At 55.4% G+C, this 18497-nt stretch carries 14 protein-coding genes; 3 read left to right on the top strand and 11 right to left on the bottom strand.

Annotated elements, in window-relative coordinates:
• Window positions 1-65 precede the first annotated feature (65 nt).
• The 5 genes from WKI47_RS20145 to WKI47_RS20165 form a co-directional block, all read right to left on the bottom strand.
• A complete protein-coding gene (locus tag WKI47_RS20145) occupies window positions 66-1943 on the bottom strand; it encodes an ABC transporter ATP-binding protein (RefSeq protein WP_340228975.1) in 1878 nt (625 codons plus the stop codon).
• Complete coding sequence (locus tag WKI47_RS20150) at window positions 1936-3687, bottom strand: ABC transporter ATP-binding protein (protein WP_340228976.1); 1752 nt, start codon at window positions 3685-3687, stop codon at window positions 1936-1938. Before WKI47_RS20150 ends, WKI47_RS20145 begins: the two co-directional genes overlap by 8 nt.
• A complete protein-coding gene (locus tag WKI47_RS20155; RefSeq protein ID WP_340228977.1) occupies window positions 3684-4217 on the bottom strand; it encodes a MarR family winged helix-turn-helix transcriptional regulator in 534 nt (177 codons plus the stop codon). Before WKI47_RS20155 ends, WKI47_RS20150 begins: the two co-directional genes overlap by 4 nt.
• Before the next feature lie 647 nt (window positions 4218-4864).
• A complete protein-coding gene (locus WKI47_RS20160) occupies window positions 4865-7156 on the bottom strand; it encodes a helicase C-terminal domain-containing protein (protein WP_340228978.1) in 2292 nt (763 codons plus the stop codon).
• Window positions 7157-7371: 215 nt separating this feature from the next.
• Entirely contained in the window at window positions 7372-8520 is a 1149-nt protein-coding gene (locus WKI47_RS20165) for an SH3 domain-containing C40 family peptidase (protein WP_340228979.1), read from the bottom strand.
• A gap of 475 nt (window positions 8521-8995) precedes the next feature.
• Here WKI47_RS20165 and WKI47_RS20170 point away from each other — a divergent pair, with 475 nt between their 5' ends.
• Window positions 8996-10873, top strand: a complete 1878-nt coding sequence (locus WKI47_RS20170) for an LTA synthase family protein (RefSeq protein ID WP_340228980.1) — start codon at window positions 8996-8998, stop codon at window positions 10871-10873.
• A gap of 514 nt (window positions 10874-11387) precedes the next feature.
• Here WKI47_RS20170 and WKI47_RS20175 read toward each other — a convergent pair.
• From WKI47_RS20175 to cidR, 6 genes are all read right to left on the bottom strand, one after another.
• Entirely contained in the window at window positions 11388-13016 is a 1629-nt protein-coding gene (locus WKI47_RS20175; protein ID WP_340228981.1) for a HAMP domain-containing sensor histidine kinase, read from the bottom strand.
• The gene (locus WKI47_RS20180; RefSeq protein ID WP_340228982.1) at window positions 13004-13684 is read right to left on the bottom strand and encodes a response regulator transcription factor; all 681 of its coding nucleotides are present in this window, start codon (window positions 13682-13684) and stop codon (window positions 13004-13006) included. The genes WKI47_RS20175 and WKI47_RS20180 overlap by 13 nt, the downstream gene beginning before the upstream one ends.
• 71 nt (window positions 13685-13755) lie before the next feature.
• A complete protein-coding gene (locus tag WKI47_RS20185; RefSeq protein WP_340228983.1) occupies window positions 13756-14553 on the bottom strand; it encodes an ABC transporter permease in 798 nt (265 codons plus the stop codon).
• Entirely contained in the window at window positions 14546-15412 is an 867-nt protein-coding gene (locus WKI47_RS20190; protein WP_340228984.1) for an ABC transporter permease subunit, read from the bottom strand. The genes WKI47_RS20185 and WKI47_RS20190 overlap by 8 nt, the downstream gene beginning before the upstream one ends.
• Entirely contained in the window at window positions 15409-16179 is a 771-nt protein-coding gene (locus WKI47_RS20195) for an ABC transporter ATP-binding protein (protein WP_340228985.1), read from the bottom strand. Before WKI47_RS20195 ends, WKI47_RS20190 begins: the two co-directional genes overlap by 4 nt.
• A 176-nt stretch (window positions 16180-16355) precedes the next feature.
• On the bottom strand, window positions 16356-17249 hold the full coding sequence (cidR, locus tag WKI47_RS20200) for a cidABC operon transcriptional activator CidR (RefSeq protein WP_340228986.1): 894 nt from the start codon (window positions 17247-17249) through the stop codon (window positions 16356-16358).
• 191 nt (window positions 17250-17440) lie between these two features.
• On the opposite strand from cidR, the gene WKI47_RS20205 reads away from it, so the two are divergent.
• Both WKI47_RS20205 and WKI47_RS20210 read left to right on the top strand, forming a co-directional pair.
• Window positions 17441-17812 (top strand): CidA/LrgA family holin-like protein, encoded by a 372-nt coding sequence (locus WKI47_RS20205; protein WP_340228987.1) that lies wholly within the window; start codon window positions 17441-17443, stop codon window positions 17810-17812.
• Window positions 17809-18492 (top strand): CidB/LrgB family autolysis modulator, encoded by a 684-nt coding sequence (locus WKI47_RS20210; protein WP_340228988.1) that lies wholly within the window; start codon window positions 17809-17811, stop codon window positions 18490-18492. Before WKI47_RS20205 ends, WKI47_RS20210 begins: the two co-directional genes overlap by 4 nt.
• The last annotated feature ends 5 nt before the right edge of the window (window positions 18493-18497 follow it).

Here is an 18497-nt window from a genome sequence, read left to right on the forward strand (position 1 = left end):
ACTTCTTAAGGTCAAAGGCTCAAGGCTTTATTTGTAAACATTCACTTAAGAGAAATCCTCAAACCTTAAACGGCTTCTTCCGAGAATTGGCTGTTATAGAGATCGGCGTAGAAGCCGTCCGAAGCCAGCAGTTCTTCATGGGTGCCTTGTTCGATCACTTCGCCGTGGTTCATGACGAGGATCAGGTCGGCGCCTTTGATCGTAGACAGGCGGTGAGCGATAACGAAGCTTGTGCGGTCTTGCATCAATTCGCCCATGGCTTGTTGGATAAAGATTTCGGTCCGCGTATCGACGCTGCTGGTCGCTTCGTCGAGGATCAGGATGCGCGGATCGGCCAATACGGCTCGGGCAATGGTCAGGAGTTGCTTTTGACCTTGCGAGATGTTGGACGCGTCTTCGTTCAGCACCGTGTCGTAGCCTTCAGGCAGGGTACGGATAAAGTGGTCGGCACGGGCGGCTTCGGCTGCGCGGACGATCTCTTCTTCGGTCGCGCCTTCGCGGCCGTAGGCGATATTTTCGCGAATCGTTCCGCCGAACAACCAGGTGTCTTGCAGCACCATGCCGAACAGGCTGCGCAGACGGTCGCGGTCGATCTCGCGCGTGTCCACGCCATCGATCCGGATTGTGCCGTCGTTGATTTCGTAGAAACGCATCAACAGATTGATCAGCGTTGTTTTACCGGCTCCGGTCGGGCCTACGATCGCGACGGTCTGACCCGGTGCGACGTCGATGCTCATGTCTTGGATCAGCGGTTTTTCTTCCGAATACCCAAAGCGAACATGTGCGAATTCTACCGCGCCGTTGCCGGACAAATGACGTTCGATTTTGCGGTCCGGCGATTGTTCTTCTTCATCCAAAATCTCGAAGACCCGTTCCGCCGAAGCGATTGCCGACTGGATGACGTTTGCGATATTCGCGGTCTGTGTGATCGGCTGGGAGAATTGGCGGGCGTATTGGATGAACGCCAGGATATCCCCGATGCTGATGCGGCCGTTGGTCGCGAAGATACCGCCGACCACGCAGATCAGTACATAGCCGATGTTCCCGATAAACGACATGAGCGGCATGATCAGACCGGAGATATATTGAGCTTTCCAGCCCGCTTCGTACAACTCTTTGTTATGCTTTTCGAATTTTTTCTGCGAATCGTCCTCGCGTCCGTAAGCTTTGATCACGCGATGGCCGTTGTACATTTCTTCGACGTGTCCGTTCAGATCGCCGAGGGAACGTTGTTGCCCCGCGAAATGTTTTTGCGAACGCTTGGCGACCATGATGACCACGATTAAGCTGAACGGAATCGTCAGCACGGTAATCAGGGTCATTATCGGGCTGATCGTCAGCATCATCACGATAACCCCGATAATCGTTACAAGCGAGGTAATGATCTGGGTCAAGCTCTGTTGCAAGGTGTTACTGATATTATCCATATCGTTGGTCACACGGCTCAGCACGTCGCCATACGGATGGTTATCGTAATACTTCAGCGGCAGGCGGTCGAGCTTTTCTTTGACCTCTTTACGCAGGCCATACGAGGTACGCTGCGCGACGCCGGCCATAACGAACTGTTGAATATAGCCGAACAATGCGCTTGCGACATACAATCCGGCCAGGATCATGACGATCTGCCAGATATACTCGAAGTCGACGGCGGCTCCGGGAATGCCCTGCATTTTCGCGATAACGCCTTCGCTGAGTCGTGTAACGGCCTTCGCCATGACTTTCGGACCCAGAATGTTGAAGACGGTGCTCAGGATTGCCGTAATCAGGACAACGAGCAGATGATACTTATAAGGAGCCAGATAGCCGGCAAGACGCTTGAATGTGGCTTTGAAGTTTTTCGCTTTGGCTCCCGGCATTCCCATGCCGCCGGGGCCGCCCGGGCCCATTCCCATACCGGGACCCGGCCCTTTGCGGGGCGCGGCATTACGGTTTTGTTCACTCATTGAAATTCCCTCCTACCTGCGCGCCCAGTTCTTCTTCGGACAACTGCGACGACACGATCTCGCGGTAGACTTCGCTGGTCCGCATCAGCTCGTTATGGTTGCCCATACCCGCGATACGTCCCTGGTCAAGCACGATGATTCGATCGGCATCCATAACGGTGCTGACCCGCTGCGCAACCATCAGAACCGTTGCATCATTGATTTCGGTCTTCAATGCGCCGCGCAGCTTGGCATCCGTCTTGAAGTCGAGCGCGGAGAAGCTGTCATCAAAAATATAAATTTCCGGACGGCGAACCAAGGCACGCGCAATCGACAACCGCTGCTTTTGACCGCCGGACAGGTTGGACCCGCCTTGCGAGACCGGAGCGCCGTAACCTTCTTCCAGACCGTCGATAAATTCCGCAGCTTGCGCGATTCGAGCCGCTTCGCGAACTTCTTCGTCGCTCGCGTCCTCTTTGCCGTAACGGATATTCTCTTCCACGCTACCTGTGAACAGCAGCGCCTTTTGCGGGACGTAACCGACTTTCAGCCTTAGCGCTTCCTGCGGCAGCTCCCGAATATCGGCTCCGTCCACAAAAATGCTGCCTGACGAAACATCATAGAAACGAGGAATCAGGTTCACTAATGTAGACTTACCTGAACCCGTTCCGCCGATCAACGCCGTCACTTCGCCCGGTCTGGCCTCGAACGAGATATGCTCGATCGCCGGAGCTTCTGCGCCTTCGTAGCTGAACGACACGTCGCGGAACTCCAGATGTCCGCGTTCCGAGACGGATTTCGGCGAACGAGAATCTTCGATATCGGGAACGGCGTCCAGCACTTCATTAATACGTCCTGCCGATACGGATGCACGCGGCACCATCACGAAGATGATCGACACCATAATCAGCGAGAACAGGATTTGCATCGCATACTGGATAAAGGCCATCAGGTTGCCGAGTTCCATCTCTCCCGCATCGATCCGATGACTGCCGTACCAGATGATCGCGATGGTCGAAAAGTTCAGAATCAGCATCATGGCCGGCATCATCGCCGCCATCAGCTTATTGACCTTGATCGCGGTATCCATCAAGTCGGCACTCGACGTGTCAAACCGTTTGCGCTCGCTATCTTCGCGACCAAACGCCCGGATAACGCGGATACCTGTGAGGTTTTCGCGCAGAACGAGGTTGAGCTTGTCGATCTTTTTCTGCATGGCTTTGAACAGCGGCAGCGCACTGCGTCCAAGCACCAGAATCAGCAGCGCCAGCACCGGAATGACCACGACCAGTACCAACGACAACTTCGCGTCTTTGGATACGGCCATAATAATCCCGCCGATCATCATCATCGGAGCCATCGCCATCATGCGCAGCATCATAATCAATACCTGCTGCACCTGCGTGATATCGTTGGTCGTCCGCGTAATGAGCGACGCCGTGCCAAACTTGTCGAACTCTTTTAACGTAAAACGCTGCGCGTGCGAGAACACCCGGCTGCGCAAATCGCGTCCGAAACCCATCGAGACTTTAGCGGATAAATAACTGGCAACGATCGAACACACCATCCCGATCAGCGCCACGCCGAGCATCAACCCGCCGATTTGCCAGATATACGGGATGTTGCCTTTGGCGATCCCGTCATCGACGATATCCGCCATCAGGGTCGGCAGGAACAGCTCGGTCAGCGCTTGAACGAACACGGCAAGCAGAACGAATACGACGCCTACCCGGTAGGGCTTGAGCATGCGAAACAATTTCATCATAACGGTCTCTCTCCTTTATCAAACGCCTCTGCGTCCCTTTCTTGGCCGGGCTCTGCATGTTCTCCGGCTTGTTCCTGTTCTTCGCGGCGGGCAAAATAGTCATGGGTGCGGTCCAGCAACTTCACCAGCATCCGGGTATCTTCTTCTCCCAAATAATCGGTCAGTCCGCCTACCATAGACTCCATCTCCTGAATAAACGAGTCCGTGACGCGCACCCCTTCATCCGTCAGCGAAATCCGAACCGCCCGCCGATCCGACGGGTCCGACCCGCGAGTCACGAGTCCATCCGTCTCCAGCCCTTTGATGAGCTGCGTTACGGTTGGCGATGTCACGTCCAGAATCCGACTGATCTCCGACACCATAATGCCCGGCTCTCCGTGATCGACGCGACCTCGAAGCACCATCAGCAGCATCCCTTCGCTCTGCTTGCGCCCCGCCATCGGGCCACCGTGCTTCTTTTTGCCTCTATGCTGAAATCTACGGATCGTAATCATCAACTCCCGGGCTAACGGGCTTAGGCGCGATTCCATCCTGCTTCCCCCTTCCCTTTTCCGTTATCGGACTTTTTGGATTCCATTTTAAGGAAAAAGTAAATATTTAGGTTGACTAATATTTAGGCATACAATCTATTAGCTACCTAATTGTATTCCGGTAAAGGATGAATGTCAACTTTGACATGCTTGGTGTTGGAAAAGGCACTTCGGCGGGGGAAGCGAGAAGACTCCGAGAGAAATTGCCAGCATAGACTTCCGAAGTGCATTTCTTCGAAATGCTTCACAGGCCGCTGTCTCACTTGGAAAACTGGAATGGAATTTGATAGGGAATTTTTCCAAGTTCAAATTCCAACACTTGATGGGTGTTACCGCAGGTTTTCTTCGAAATCCTGTATTTCACTGAATTTCTCTCTCCGTCTTCTCGCTTCCAGTTACGTTAGTCTTTTTTGCTGTGTTTGATAGATAGAAAGTAAAAACCCTTCATCACTTTCGATGAAGGGTTTTCACTTTTAAAAAGGTTTTATTCTATGCGGAAGCGTTAGCGGAGGGAGAAATTCAGATCGAAACGCCTTTGAACGCGGAAAGCCGGAGGCTTTCTGCGTGAGACAGCGTTTCGAGCGAATTTCTCCCGCAGCGCCCCAGCTTCCCCCCCGAATAGGAACTTTTTCAACCAAGAAAAACGGTCATCGCGTCCCCCACTCGTCGGGTAGAAGGGAGCGATACGGCTCCTGAAGAAACCGGTCGTCGGCCAAAATCAGCACGCCCCGATCCTGCTCCGTCCTAATCAACCGCCCTCCGGCCTGCTGCACCTTGTTCATGCCCGGATAGACGTAGGCATAGTTGAACCCGCTCCGCCCCCGCTCGTTATAGTAATCCCGAATAATGTCCCGTTCCAACCCGATCTGCGGCAATCCGACCCCGATCACCGCCACGCCGGTCAGCCGGTCGCCAGCCAAGTCGATGCCTTCCGAGAACACGCCGCCCATGACCGCAAAGCCGACCAGCGTTTTGTCCCGGCCCGCGGCGAACGCGTCCAGAAATACGGTCCGTTCTCCTTCCGACATGCCCGAATCTTGCCCGATGATCTCCACTTGCTCCCGGTCGATCCGCGTCTCGAACGCTTGCCGAATCTCCTGCAAATACGCGTAAGACGGGAAAAAGAACAGATAGTTGCCCGGACGCTTGTTCACCGTTTCCGCCAAAGCCGCCGCCAGCGCGTCTCTGGTTCGTTCCCGGTCGCGGAACCGCGTCGAGTATGGCAGCACCGTCACGTCAAGCTGCTCCGGGCTGAACGGCGACGGGATCGACAGCGTGTAATCGTCCTCGGCGGCCCCCAACATTTCCCGGTAAAAACCGAGCGGAGACAGCGTGGCGGAAAAGTAGACGGCAGAACGGTAGTTTTTCGACGCTTGAAGCAGCAGTTCCGACGGATCGAGGCAAAACATCTTCATTTTCACTTCGCTGCCGTCCGTTTCCACGTACGTCACGTACTGATCGCCGTACAAACGCCCGATCCGCAAAAAGGTTTGCGCGGCGAAATACGTTTCCAGCAGTTCCTCCTCCGATTCGCTGCCGTGCACCGTCACCAGCGCATGCTCGGCCTGTTCCACGAACGGCTCCAGCAGCTTGAACATCACTTCCGGCGGCTCGTTGCCGACGAAGCGGCCTTCTTCTCCCGCCTGCTTGCGCAGCAGGATGAGATAGGCGTTGACCCGCTCGGCCGCGCCCCGCACGCCTTCATGCACCCCTTTGTACCCGCGCTTGATCGCCAAAAAAGCAGACTTCAACAACTCGGCGGAAAACATCTCGCGTCCGCGTTCGACCAGATTGTGCGCTTCGTCGATCAACAGCGCCGACTTGCTCCGCTGCTCGTCCGACAACCGTTTGAACGCGATGCGCGGATCGAACACGTAGTTGTAGTCGCACACGACCACGTCGGCCGCGTAAGCCGCATCGAGCGAAAATTCGAACGGACAAACGGTATGCTTGCGCGCGTAGTGTTCCAGCACTTCCCGCGTGATGCGCGTCTCATGCTCGAACACATCCTGAAGCGCGTCGTTGATCCGGTCATAATAGCCGACGGCGAAACGGCACTGCCCGCCCGCGCAATCTTCTTCTTCTTTGAAACAAACTTTGTCTTTGGCCGTGATCGTCACCGAACTTAAATACGCGCCGCTTTTCTCCAACAGATTCAGCGCTTCTTCCGCGCCCGCGCGCGTAGTGGTTTTGGCGGTCAGGTAATAGATGCGCCCGATCAGCCCTTCCCCGATCGCTTTGACGGCCGGGAAAAGGGTGGAGATCGTTTTGCCTGTTCCGGTCGGAGCGCGCGCCAGCAGGTTTTTTTCCTCGCGTACCGTTTTGAATACGGCTCCCGCGAACAAGCGCTGGCCTTCCCGGTAGTGACCGAACGGGAAACCGAGCGCCGACGCCGCGGCATTGCGCTTTTCTTCGCGTTTTTTGAGCAGCAGCGCGAACGGCGCGTACCGTTCGGCTACATCCTGCACGAAAGCGGTCAGTTCCCGTATCGTTTGCGACGTCTCGCGCACGCTTCGCTCGCCGCCCGGTTTGTGCACGTACGTCAACCGCACGCCGACCTGTTCGAGCTTCATGTCCAGCGCCAGCATATACGCATAGAATTTCGCTTGCGCCCAGTGCACGTCATGCCCGCCTTCGATCTGCTCGGGGGTCTCCGACGTGGATTTGATCTCGTCGATGGTGTAGCCGCCGTCTTCGCCGAGCAGCACGCCGTCGGAACGTCCTTCCACCTGAATCAGCAGTTCGCCGGCGGCGCAGGACAATTCCGTTTTTAAAAAGACTTCTTTGCGATCGTTCTCTCCGTAAGTCTCCTGGACTTCGCGATGGATGCGGGTTCCTTCTTGCAAAGCATTGCCGAAGCGCGTTCCCGATTCCAGGCTGCCGCTTCGGAACACGTATTCCACCAACGGGCGAACCGAGGTCTTTACCGTATAAGTCATATAGGCTCCCCCTTTCCGGGAAGATCATCGTCGATTTTTGAATATTTTCCGGTTTTTTTGTTTTTGTGCAGACGAAAAAGCTTTTCGGCACGTCTATCTTATTATAGCCGATACCCGATGTTCCGAACTTCGCCCATACAAAAAAGCGACCTTCGCTGCAAAAGCGAAAGCCGCCTGAAATGACCGAAGTTGATTACACCAACCCAGGTTTGCGATTATTGAAGTACGCGTCTTGCGGATACGTAATGATCCTGCCAGTATTTGAGATCAAGCGGAGAAACGGCGACTCCGTCTTTGCTGGCACTGTTATGTACCAGATTGCCGTTGCCGTCATAGATGCCGACGTGGCCGATCAGGCCCGGCACGCTGCTCCAGAAGAACAGCAAGTCCCCTTTTTGCCATTGGTTTTTGTCGACCGCGATGCCGATGTCTTTCTGATACGCGGTTCCGAACGGCAGGCTCACGCCTTCAAGGCCGAATACATAGCGGGTGAACGAAGAGCAGTCGAACAAGACCGGCGCTTCGCTTTTGCCGAATCCGTAGCGGGTGATGCCTTGAAGATCCAACGCGTTTTGGATAACGCGGTCGGCGGTATCCGGCGTGATCGCCGTGCCGCTCGGCACATCCGACGGCGCGGGAACGGAAAGTTCCGGCTGCGGCGAAGGAACGACGATCGCGGGATCGGGCGTCGTGACCGGTATGTCCGTCGCGGACGGAGGCGTCGAAGTCACGCCTGCAAGCGTATACGTGACATAGCCGGTCGAGACATACCCGGTCACGCCGCTTGCGTCCGTAATTTTCAGCCAGGCGGAATTGGACAATTCCACCGCGGTAAACGATTCGCCCGCTGCCAGCACGCGGTATACGTCGCTGCCCGTTACCGGTTCGGAGCGGAAATTGACGTTTTTCGTGACGATGCCGCTGCCTGCGGCGACGGTTGGGCTTGCGGCAGGCAATACGGCCGGCTTCACGGTAGCAGCAGCCGCAGAAGACGCCGGCGCGGACGCCTGCTTGACCGACGACGAAGCGGCCGCGCTCGAAGAAGAGCCGGATTGCGTCGTCGACGAAGAAGCGGCTTTGGTCGACGCGGCGGAAGACGTGTCTTTGGTGTACGTCACGTAAGAAGAAGACACGTAGCCGGTTTTGCCTGCCACTTGGACTTTAAGCCAGTATGTGTTGGATTCATCCAGCACTTCGAGCTTGGTGCCCGGCTGCAAAGTGCGGTATACGCTGCCCTCGGAAGCCGACGGAGCCGATCGGAGATTGACGGGACGATCGACTTTGCCGGGAGCCGCACCCGCGACGGCGGGCAGGGTCATTACTAAAGTCGAGGCTGCGAGCAGGCTGAAAAGCGTTCTTTTCATGATTCCCTCCTTGAAGTACGGCGCCTTGCACCGATTCTTTATCTTCATAAACGAAACGGCACGAAACGACGCATGAGTGCGATCGGAAGCGCTTGACGAAGACGGATGACGATCAAACGTAATTTTCTGATCGAGAGTCGACAAGATACCATTAGCTTGTCTCAGGTTAATGAATGGTTTCAAACGAACGTAAACCTGCAATTTATTTGAGACAAGCTACTATTCTAACGATATTTTAACTTCTATCGGCTGGAATCGCCAGCTTTTTGAGCAAATTCCGAACAAATCGGAAACGATTTTGACATCTTTTGCGGCCAGGAGCATAATAGCTAAGGATTTATCGCGTTTGTCCCAAAAAATGGGGCAAACCGCGCCAAAACGTTTATCCCTATATAATAGGTTTTTCGGCCGGGGAACCCCCGCCGAGCCCTTTATATTCGTTACCCGACAGTATAAAGAAAAGGAGCTTTGCACCGTGGAGCCGATAAAAAATTGGAGGTCTTTGCTGACCCAACCTTTCGTTCTGTTCACTCTGATCCTGTTGGTCAAAGGCTATATCGCCTGGGGCCCTATTTTCGAAGACACGCCTTTTTGGGGGCCGCTGCTGACGGAGATCCCGTTCCTGTGGATTCTGTTCTGCCTGCTGGAATGGCTGGCGACCAAACGCAAGCTGCTATGGTATATGGTCACCAACCTGCTGGTTACCGGACTCTTTTTCACGGCGATCATCTATTTCAAATACTACGGCGTCGTAGTCAATTACCACGCGCTCGATCAAGGACGCCAAGCCGTCGAAGTGAGCGACAGCGTATTCTCCCTGATGTCGCCGCAGTATCTGTTGATCTTTACCGACATTATCGTGCTGAGCGTCTGGTTCTTCATGAGCAAAAAAGCGCGCAGTTGGCGGCAAAGCGTCGTGCATCACCGCATGAGCCGCCGGGCGCTCGGCAGCGTGCTGATTCTCTCGCTCGTGCTGTGCACCATGAACGTATGGCCGAACCGCGCCAGCATGAACGAGGTCGTCAAAGCCGAGAAAATGGGCATCCTGAACTACGAAGCCTACACGCTGCTGACGGATCGCGAAGACGACCCGGTTCCGCTCGACGAGATTTCGCAGGAACGGATCGACCAGCTCAAAGGCATAACCGAGCCGGAAAACCCTGCCTACTACGGCGCGGCCAAAGGCAAAAACTTGATTATCCTGCAAATGGAGTCGCTTCAGAACTTCATGGTCGGCCTCAAGATCGACGGTCAGGAAATCACGCCGAACCTGAACAAGCTGACGGAAGAAGGGCTGTATTTCCCGAACTTTTACCAAAGCGCGGGGCAAGGCAATACGTCGGACGCCGAGTTCACCGTGAATACGTCCTTCTATATCCCGCCGCGCAAAGCTTCCGTTATCGCCTATGGGGAAAAAGAACTGCCAAGCTTGCCGAAGCTGCTGGAGCAAAACGGTTACACTACGGCGACGTTCCATACGAACGACGTCAGCTTCTGGAACCGGAACCAGCTGTACGCGGCGCTCGGGTTCGACAAGTATTACGACAAATCGTTTTTCGGCACGGACGACACGCTGTTTTTCGGTTCGTCCGACGAAGTGCTGTATGCCAAAACGACTGACGAACTGCAAAAAATGGACAAGTCCGATCAGCCTTTTTACGCTCAGATCATCTCCATGAGCGCGCACCATCCGTTCACCATTCCGGAAGAAAAGTACAAGATGACGTTGCCGGAACGGTATGAGGACACGCTCGTCGGCGATTATATCCGCGCGCAAAACTACGCGGATTACTGCCTCGGGCTGCTGATCGACGAATTAAAAGCCAAAGGGCTATGGGACGACAGCCTGCTGATGCTGTACGGCGACCATCTGGGTCTGCCGCTGCATTCGATGGACGAGCACGACCTGGAACTGGCCAAAGAAATCTTCGGTCACGATTATACGTACAGCGATATGCCGAATATCCCGTTCATGATCCTCGGATCGGGCGTGAAGGCAGAGAACGTTCAGACGCAGCTCGGCGCGCAGGTCGATATTCTGCCGACCGCCGCGAATCTGTTGGGCGTCTCGCTGGACGACCATCTCCACTTCGGCCAGGATCTGCTTAACCAGAGCGAGAACATGATCCCGGAACGCTACTACTGGCCGTCGGGTTCGCTGATCACCGGCGATACGCTGTTCATTCCCGGCACGGGCTACGAAGACGGCACGTATTACCCGCTGAAAAAAGGCGGCACCGCGTCGTCGGGCGTAACCGAGGATCAATATAACCGGATGCTGGAACTGTTCGGATTGTCGAGCAGTTACGTACGCCAGCAGCCGGATCGGCCGGAAGCGGAAACGCAAGAATAAGCATTACGCAGACGCCGATCTTTGCAAGGCAACGCTCTGCAAAAAAATCTGTATGGGACACAACCTTTTACGGAAAAAAGCTGCTCCAAGACCGAAATCGGTTCAGAGCAGTTTTTTTCGCGTTTTTTCCAACCACATATAGACTCGGATCTTCCTGGGGTTTCCTGGAACAAGCCACAGATACGAATAAGGATACGAAATCGGTCAGTACGGGTAGCAGTCCGCTGCTTCGACCATTTTATAATCAATTTCTCGGGTTGCTGCGGCGAGCGCGAAATAAGTGCATATATGCAATTATTTCGTGCTTCTTTTGGGCAAATCCGAAAATAAGTGCGCAGATGCAACTATTGGACAAGGTAACGCAGTAATACAAGCAAAAACCGAAAATTAATTGCACCTGAGCACTTATTTATTCCCGAAACCAAAATTCGAAAAAAATAAGTGTACATCTGCATTTATTTTTTAAACTGCCTGCACAAAGCTTCCGAGTTCGCGTTTGAGTTTATCGGTATCTTTATCGGTATTGGTCATGCCGGTCGATAGCCGTCAGATCGGCCTTTTCCGTCGACGTCAAGGTCAAATCCGTCAACTCCGCGACGGAAAACCGTACGACCGCCCCGCCTTCCGGGCGGTTGTACGCGGCGATCTCTCCTCCGTGCTTGCGCACGATGGTTCGGGCGATGAACAAGCCCAGTCCCGAGTGTGCGCCGCCGTTCCGGTGTTCGGCATCGGAAGGCCGGGCGGATTCTTCGCGGTAAAACTTTTCGAAGATCCGCCCTCCGCCCGCTTCCTCGAAGCCCGGACCGTCGTCTCGCACTTCGAACCCGGCCTCGCCGTATCCGATATTGACGTCTAGCGCGATCACGCCGTTTTCCGGCGAATAACGCAAAGCATTGTTGACGAGATTGTCCAGCACCCGATTGATCCGGTGAGGGTCAAGCGCCAGCAAGCGGCGTTTGTCGTTTCCGCGTACATCTTTGACGTTCAACACGAACGTCGCCTGGCGTTTGCGGCATAAAAAAGCATATTCTTGCGCTTTGGCACGCACAACCGCTTCCAAGTCGATCGGTTCCGGGTTAAGAACGAAACCGGGATGCTCCAACCGGCTGGCCGCCGACAAGTCTTCGGTCAGCCGGATCGAACGATCCGCCGCGTCCACAATCGTTCCGGCGTAACGCGCGACGCGTTCAGGCCGCTTGCCCGCATCTTCTGCCAGCAACTCCGCATGGCCGCGAATCACGCTAAGCGGCGTACCCAGATCGTGGGCCACGGCCGCGATCATGTCCCGTCTTTCACGCTCCGATTCCCATTCGCGCCGCAGCGCTTCTTCCAGCGCCTCGCGCATCTGTTCGAAAGCAACCAGCAACTGATTCAACTCGCGTACGCCCGTGCCGCCGCGCATCAACGAAAAATCCAGGTCATGCTCGCGAATTTTCTCCGTCCCTTCGATCAACCGTCCGAACGGTTCTTCCAAGCGGCGGCTCAACTTGCGGCCGCCCCACACGGCAAACCCGTACAAATAAATAAAAGGCGCCGCCGCCAACAGCAGGCCGCCAAGCACGATTGGCATGCTGTTCGAAGGGTTGGACGAAGCGACCGTGAGCTTGTAACGCAAAGCGACGGCGCCCGCAAAGTTCCCGTCCGGCCCGATCAGCGGCTTATAGTGCACGTAATACCCTTCTGTCGCAATCGGACGGTTCAGCCGGTCCAACAAGTCTGCCGCATTGTCGATCGCATAGGCCGGACCCAGCGAGAACGAGCCGTACACCTGTTTTCCCGACGTGTCGAACACGGCATAGCCGAGACCTTCGCCCGGTACGATGCGCTGCACTTCGGCTTGCGAAGCCGCCGTAACCGGATACTTCAACGCCTGAATGCGCGAAGCGATTTCCGGAATCAGATTTTCGTAATAATTCGCCGGACGAAGCGCTTGCCCCCATAGAACCAATCCGGTCACGCCCAGCGACCACGTCAGCACCGTTGCCACTACGCTAAGCAGCAACGTCCGATAAAAGGTGCGTCCGATCAGGACTTTCAACGGGCGCTCTTTCGGTCCGGCGCCGGGAAAGAATCGCCTGCTTTTCAGCTTGATTCCGGCTTGCGGTTCGTCGCTTCGGCGCTTATCGCCGTTTAGGCCTGCCACTTGTACCCGACCCCCCACACGGTTCCGATCGGGTTCAACTCGGCTTCGACGCCGCCGATTTTGGCCCGGATCTTTTTGACATGTTCCGTCACTGTAGCCGAATCGCCGTCCGCCTCCAGTCCCCAGACCCGCTCGTAGATGTCTTCTCTGGCGAACGCCTGCGAAGGATGCAAAGCCAGAAACAGCAAGATATCGAATTCGCGCGCGGTGAGAGGGATTTCCATATCGCCGACCCGTAACTCCCGCCCGCGCGCGTCAATAGCCAGACTGCCGAAGCGCAAAAAACGGTCGTTGGCGCCGCGATCCCTTTTCTGCCGGCGCAAATGCGCATAAATCCTCGTTTTGAACTCGCGCAACCCGAACGGTTTGACCAAATAATCGTCGCCGCCCGCCAGCAGCCCCCGTACCCGGTCTTCTTCGGAACGCCGGGCGCTGACGAACAAGATCGGACAAGACGCTTCTTCCCGAATAGCCACGCATAGTTCATAGCCGTCCATGCCCGGCATCATCACATCAAGCACGACGACGTCGGGCTTGCGCGGAAGCAGCGTGAGCGCTTGTTCACCGCTGTAGGCGCACAACACCTCGTAGCCTTCGTCCTCCAGCGCATCGCGCATGAACGACACGATATCGCGCTCGTCATCGACCAGCAGCACCGTCTCCGCCATGTCCGCATCCTCCTCGCTTTCTTGTCATACTGTCTTTTTCGCTGCCGCCTTGTTGCCGATCCCTTTGCCGTTTATTGCATCCATTCCCTGCGCCGCCAGCTCCATGTGCCCATTATAGCGCAGCCCGTAAGCAAGATGCAGAGCATCCATCCCAACGAAGCGTCCGCGCTTTCCGTTCCGCCGAGGAAATGGAAGATCGAATCCGAGACCGACAACAGAAAAGTAAACCGGTCCGAGACGTACAGTCCTCCGACGATCACGGCCAACATCCCGATATAAGCCAGCACGGGATTGGGAAGAAGGCGCGCCACGACTCCCCCGACTCCGATCCACGCCAAAAACACCAGAAAAGCAAGGCCGTAAAAGCCCAGCGTGAAGCCCAGCGCGCCCAGGTTGCCTACCTGCCCCGCTCCCATCAGCACCGTCTCATCGACCGGGGACATGGCAATCCGCGCGAAAAGCGTGCCCACCAGCCAGGTGAACAGCGTCAGCCCGCCCAGTATCAAGCCAAGCACCAACCATTTGACCGCAAACAGCTTGGCGCGCGACACAGGGCGAATCAGCGAAAGCCGTAGCGCTCCCGAGGATACGTCGCCGCCGAAGCTGTCTGCTGCCAGCATCGGAATGACGACGAAGTTGATCAATACCGCCAGTTCCCTGAGCAGAAAAGGCGCCGCATTGAGCGAATCCAACGCCACGCTGTGCTGTAGGTCGTAGAAACTCGTATTCATCAACGCCAGAAACACGCATTCCAAAAAAGTAACCAACGCATACACGATCAGAACCGCCCAGGTCCGTTTGCGTTTGAATACGCGTTGCAGTTCGCATCGGAGCAGGTTGGCCGTACCGACTTTTTTTACCTTATTCAAAAGAATCCCTCCTTCTCCAGATCCATACCGTCGTGCCGCCGAACAACAGACCGTAGCCGGCCAGTATCCCTATATTCCAATACTGAAGCCCGTGCAGATTCGCCAGCATCGCGGCCAAGCCTTCCCATTCGATCATGAGCAGCGACGAAAAATACAACCGCAGATAGACTTTCGCTTCCAGCAACGGCCGGAAATAGGTCAACATGATCGGCAGCACGTAAGAAAGAAGCAAAAAGCCGATGCCCAGCCCCAGTGCCGCCGTGGACGAACGTCCCAATGCCGCGATCCAGAAAAACACCGCCAACAGGACTCCGAGCGCCACGGCAGACAAACCGTAATAAGCCAGATTGTACAGCAGTCCTTCTGCGTAAGACACCGTTCCGGCGTCATAAAAAAGAGGATATGTCGCAGGATCCGGAAACGCCAAGCGTCCCATCGCAACCGTGCAAAGAAAATACAAAGCAAGCTGAATGAGCACAAAGACCAGGCACGATATCCACTTGGCGATCATGATTTTCGGCAGCGACACGGCTCGCAGCATGCTCATGCGCAATTGTCCGCTGCGGTATTCCTCCGTCACCGACAGTCCGGCCAATATCAGCATCATGCCGCTGAAGACGGTAATCAGCATCTCGGCCAAAGCCAATACCGGTACGTTTCCCGCCGTGGCATATTCGGGCAAGCCCGGATCAAGCGTCGTATTTTGGGAGAACAGATACTTGGTCGAGACCAGAGCCGCCACCGGCGCGGTCCATGCCATCCAGCGCACCGCTCTCCTTTTCCATAACCTCTTCCATTCCGCTTCCAGAATCCTGGCGAAGCCGATGCCGTCCACCTGTTCCCTAACGAGCAAGCTCATCGCGTCATCATCTCCACAAAAGCGTCTTCCAGACTCTGATGGTCCCCGATCATCTCGTTCCGGCTCCCGGCAAATACAAGCTCCCCTTCCCGAATCACGACGATACGGTCGCAGATCTTTTGAAGCTCGTCCAACAGATGGCTGGATACGAGGATCGTTTTGCCGAACTCGGTCTTGAGCTTCAGGATCAGTTCACGCAACTCGCGAATGCCTATCGGATCAAGCCCGTTCGCCGGTTCGTCCAAAATCAGCAGTTCGGGATCGCCCAGCAGCGCCTGCGCGATCCCGAGTCTTTGTTTCATGCCGAGCGAATACGTTTTGATCTTTTCGTCGGCCCGCTTGTCCATTCGCACCACTTCCAACACCTCGTTCACGCGCCGCTTCCGCGCCGCGCGATCCGGGAGATTCGGATGCAGCAGCGCCAGATTTTCCAGATTTTCGCGTCCCGTCATATAAGGAAAAAAGATCGGCGATTCCACGATGGCTCCGACGTTCGTCACGGCCGCTTCCCGTTCGCGCACCACGCTGCACCCGCCGATAATGATATCTCCTGAATCGGGCCGAATCAGGCCGGTAAGGGCGCGGATCAACGTCGTTTTGCCCGCTCCGTTCGGACCCAGCAGCCCGCAAATCTCACCTGATTCGACGGTAAACGATACGTTTTTCAGCAGCGTTCGGCCGCGTACCTTTTTGGTGATATTGCCGATCTCCGCCACCGGATATTCGGCTTGCGCAATAACGGTGATTTTTTCCTTTGTCCGTTCCATCCTGCATCCTTCTCCTTCGCTGCGTTCGCGGCTTGTTTTGCGGAAATCCTTTTCCGATAAGCCCAGTTTAGAAAGCAATTCTAAAGAAACGCTAAAAAGGCAGGCGGAAACTCAAAAAAAACCGATGTTTTCGGAAAAATCCCGAGACATCGGTTTTTGCTGTGCATCCTCGATCTTCAAACCGGCGTGCCGCCCAACCATTCCCGCGTAAACGCAATCCACTCGCGTGCCGCATACGATTGATACCGGTCTTTTCGCCAAATCACGCCGAGCCGCCACCAGATCGCAGGCTCCTCCAACGGAACGATGCTGACCGCTTTGCCCGACGCCTGGCGGCAGATCGTTTCCGGCAGCAGCGCCACGCCCAGCCCCGCCGCCACCATCTCGCTGATCAAATCCCATTGCGAGCTTTCGTACACGATCCGCGGCTGAAATCCGGCTTGCAGACATTCGTTGATGATGCGGTCGTGCAGCGTGAAATCTTCCCGGAAAAAGACGAAGTTCTCCTGCGCCAATTGTTCCAGTCTCGCGTTGGCCGCTCCCGCCAGGTCGTGCGATACGGGAACGATCAGATTCAGCCGCTCCTCGGCGAACTGGAACGAGTCGAATACGTCAAAAGACAGCGGCAATACCACCACTCCGATATCGAGCTGTCCTTCGGCGACGTCGGATTCGATCTTTTTGGCGCCGTCTTCGAACACCTGAAGCGTCACGTGCGGATAACGGTTGTGGAATGCTCCGATCACTTTCGGAAAAAAACTCGACCCGACCATCGGCGGAAGCCCGATCCGAATCTGCCCGCTTTTCAGTTCCGCCAGATCGCCGAGTTTGGCCGACAGGCTGGAAAACGATTGGGTGATCGCCTGCGCCTGCTCCATCACCACGCGTCCCGCGTCCGTCAGCTCGATCCGTTTGCCGATCCGGTCGAACAACGTCGCGCCCAATTCTTGCTCCAACTGACGGATCGCTTTGCTGATCGCCGGTTGGCTGACGTACAGCGATTCCGCCGCGCGCGTAAAACTTTTCAACCGCGCCGTTTCCAAAAAATAAGCCAGATGCCGAATATCCATGCGGGGCGCCGTCCTTTCTTTTTATCATAACCAAAAGGAATGATCTTCATTCTTTATATTCATTTTACTCATGAAAGAAAGAGATGTAAAATTTTCAATACAGAGATCGACTTACAGAATTTTTTATGCTTATTTTCATCCAATGCCTGTCGACGCTTGTTGCGCCATAACTCGGAAAGGAGCTTCCTTTTATGAAAAAAGTACTGCTGGCCGCGATTCAGGTTGCGGGCTTGATGGGGTTTTCCCTGCTGATGAACGCGTTGGCGGTCTGGATGCACCTTCCGGTTCCCGGCAGCATTTTGGGCATATTCGCTTTGTTCCTGCTGCTTCAGTTCCGCATCGTCAAGTTGGAATGGATCGAATTGGGCGCGAACTGGCTGCTGGCCGAACTGTTGTTGTTTTTTATTCCCGCCGCCGTCGGCGTCATGAACTATATTCCGCTGCTTGAGCAAGACGGAATCCGCATATTGGCCGTCGTGATTCTGAGCACACTGATCGTGATGGTCAGTTCGGGTCTTCTGGCCGGTGCTTTATCGAGAAGAAAGGAGAGTCGGACCTCATGATCAACGAAATCGTCACCTATCTAACCGCCACCCTGGTCATCTACTATGCCGCCAAGTGGGTGTATCGCAAATATCCCCGGGTCTTTCTCTCGCCCCTGCTCGTCACGCCGATTATTCTGGTCGCATTGTTGCTTGCCACGCATTCATCCTACGACAGCTACAACGCGGGCGGCGTCTGGTTGTCCAAGCTGCTGCAACCGGCTACGATCGCTTTCGCGGTTCCGCTGCACAAAAATCTTCAAACGCTCAAAAAACACGCGGGAGAGATCGTCGCCAGCGTCCTGTTCGGTTCGTTGATGGCGATGTTGTCTTCGGCGATGTTGGCCCGCATGATGCACCTCAACGGCGAACTCGCCAGTAGCCTCGTGCCACGTTCGGTGACGACGCCGATCGCGATGAACGTCTCGCAGATGATCGGCGGAGTGCCTACGATCACGGCGGTGTTCGTTATCATGACGGGTCTGCTCGGCGCCATGATGGGTCCTTCCGTCGTGAAGCTGCTGCGCATCGAAGGCGATATTGCCCGCGGCGTGCTGTTCGGCACGAGCGCGCACGGAACAGGGACTTCAAAAGCGTTCGAGTTGAATCCGCTGACGGGCACGATCTCCAGCATCTCGATGATTCTGGCCGCTTTGTTCACGTTGGCCGCCGCTCCCGTATTGCTGGGCATGTTGGGCTGATCGAC

Source organism: Saccharibacillus sacchari (assembly GCF_037722395.1).
Lineage (GTDB): Bacteria > Bacillota > Bacilli > Paenibacillales > Paenibacillaceae > Saccharibacillus > Saccharibacillus sacchari_A.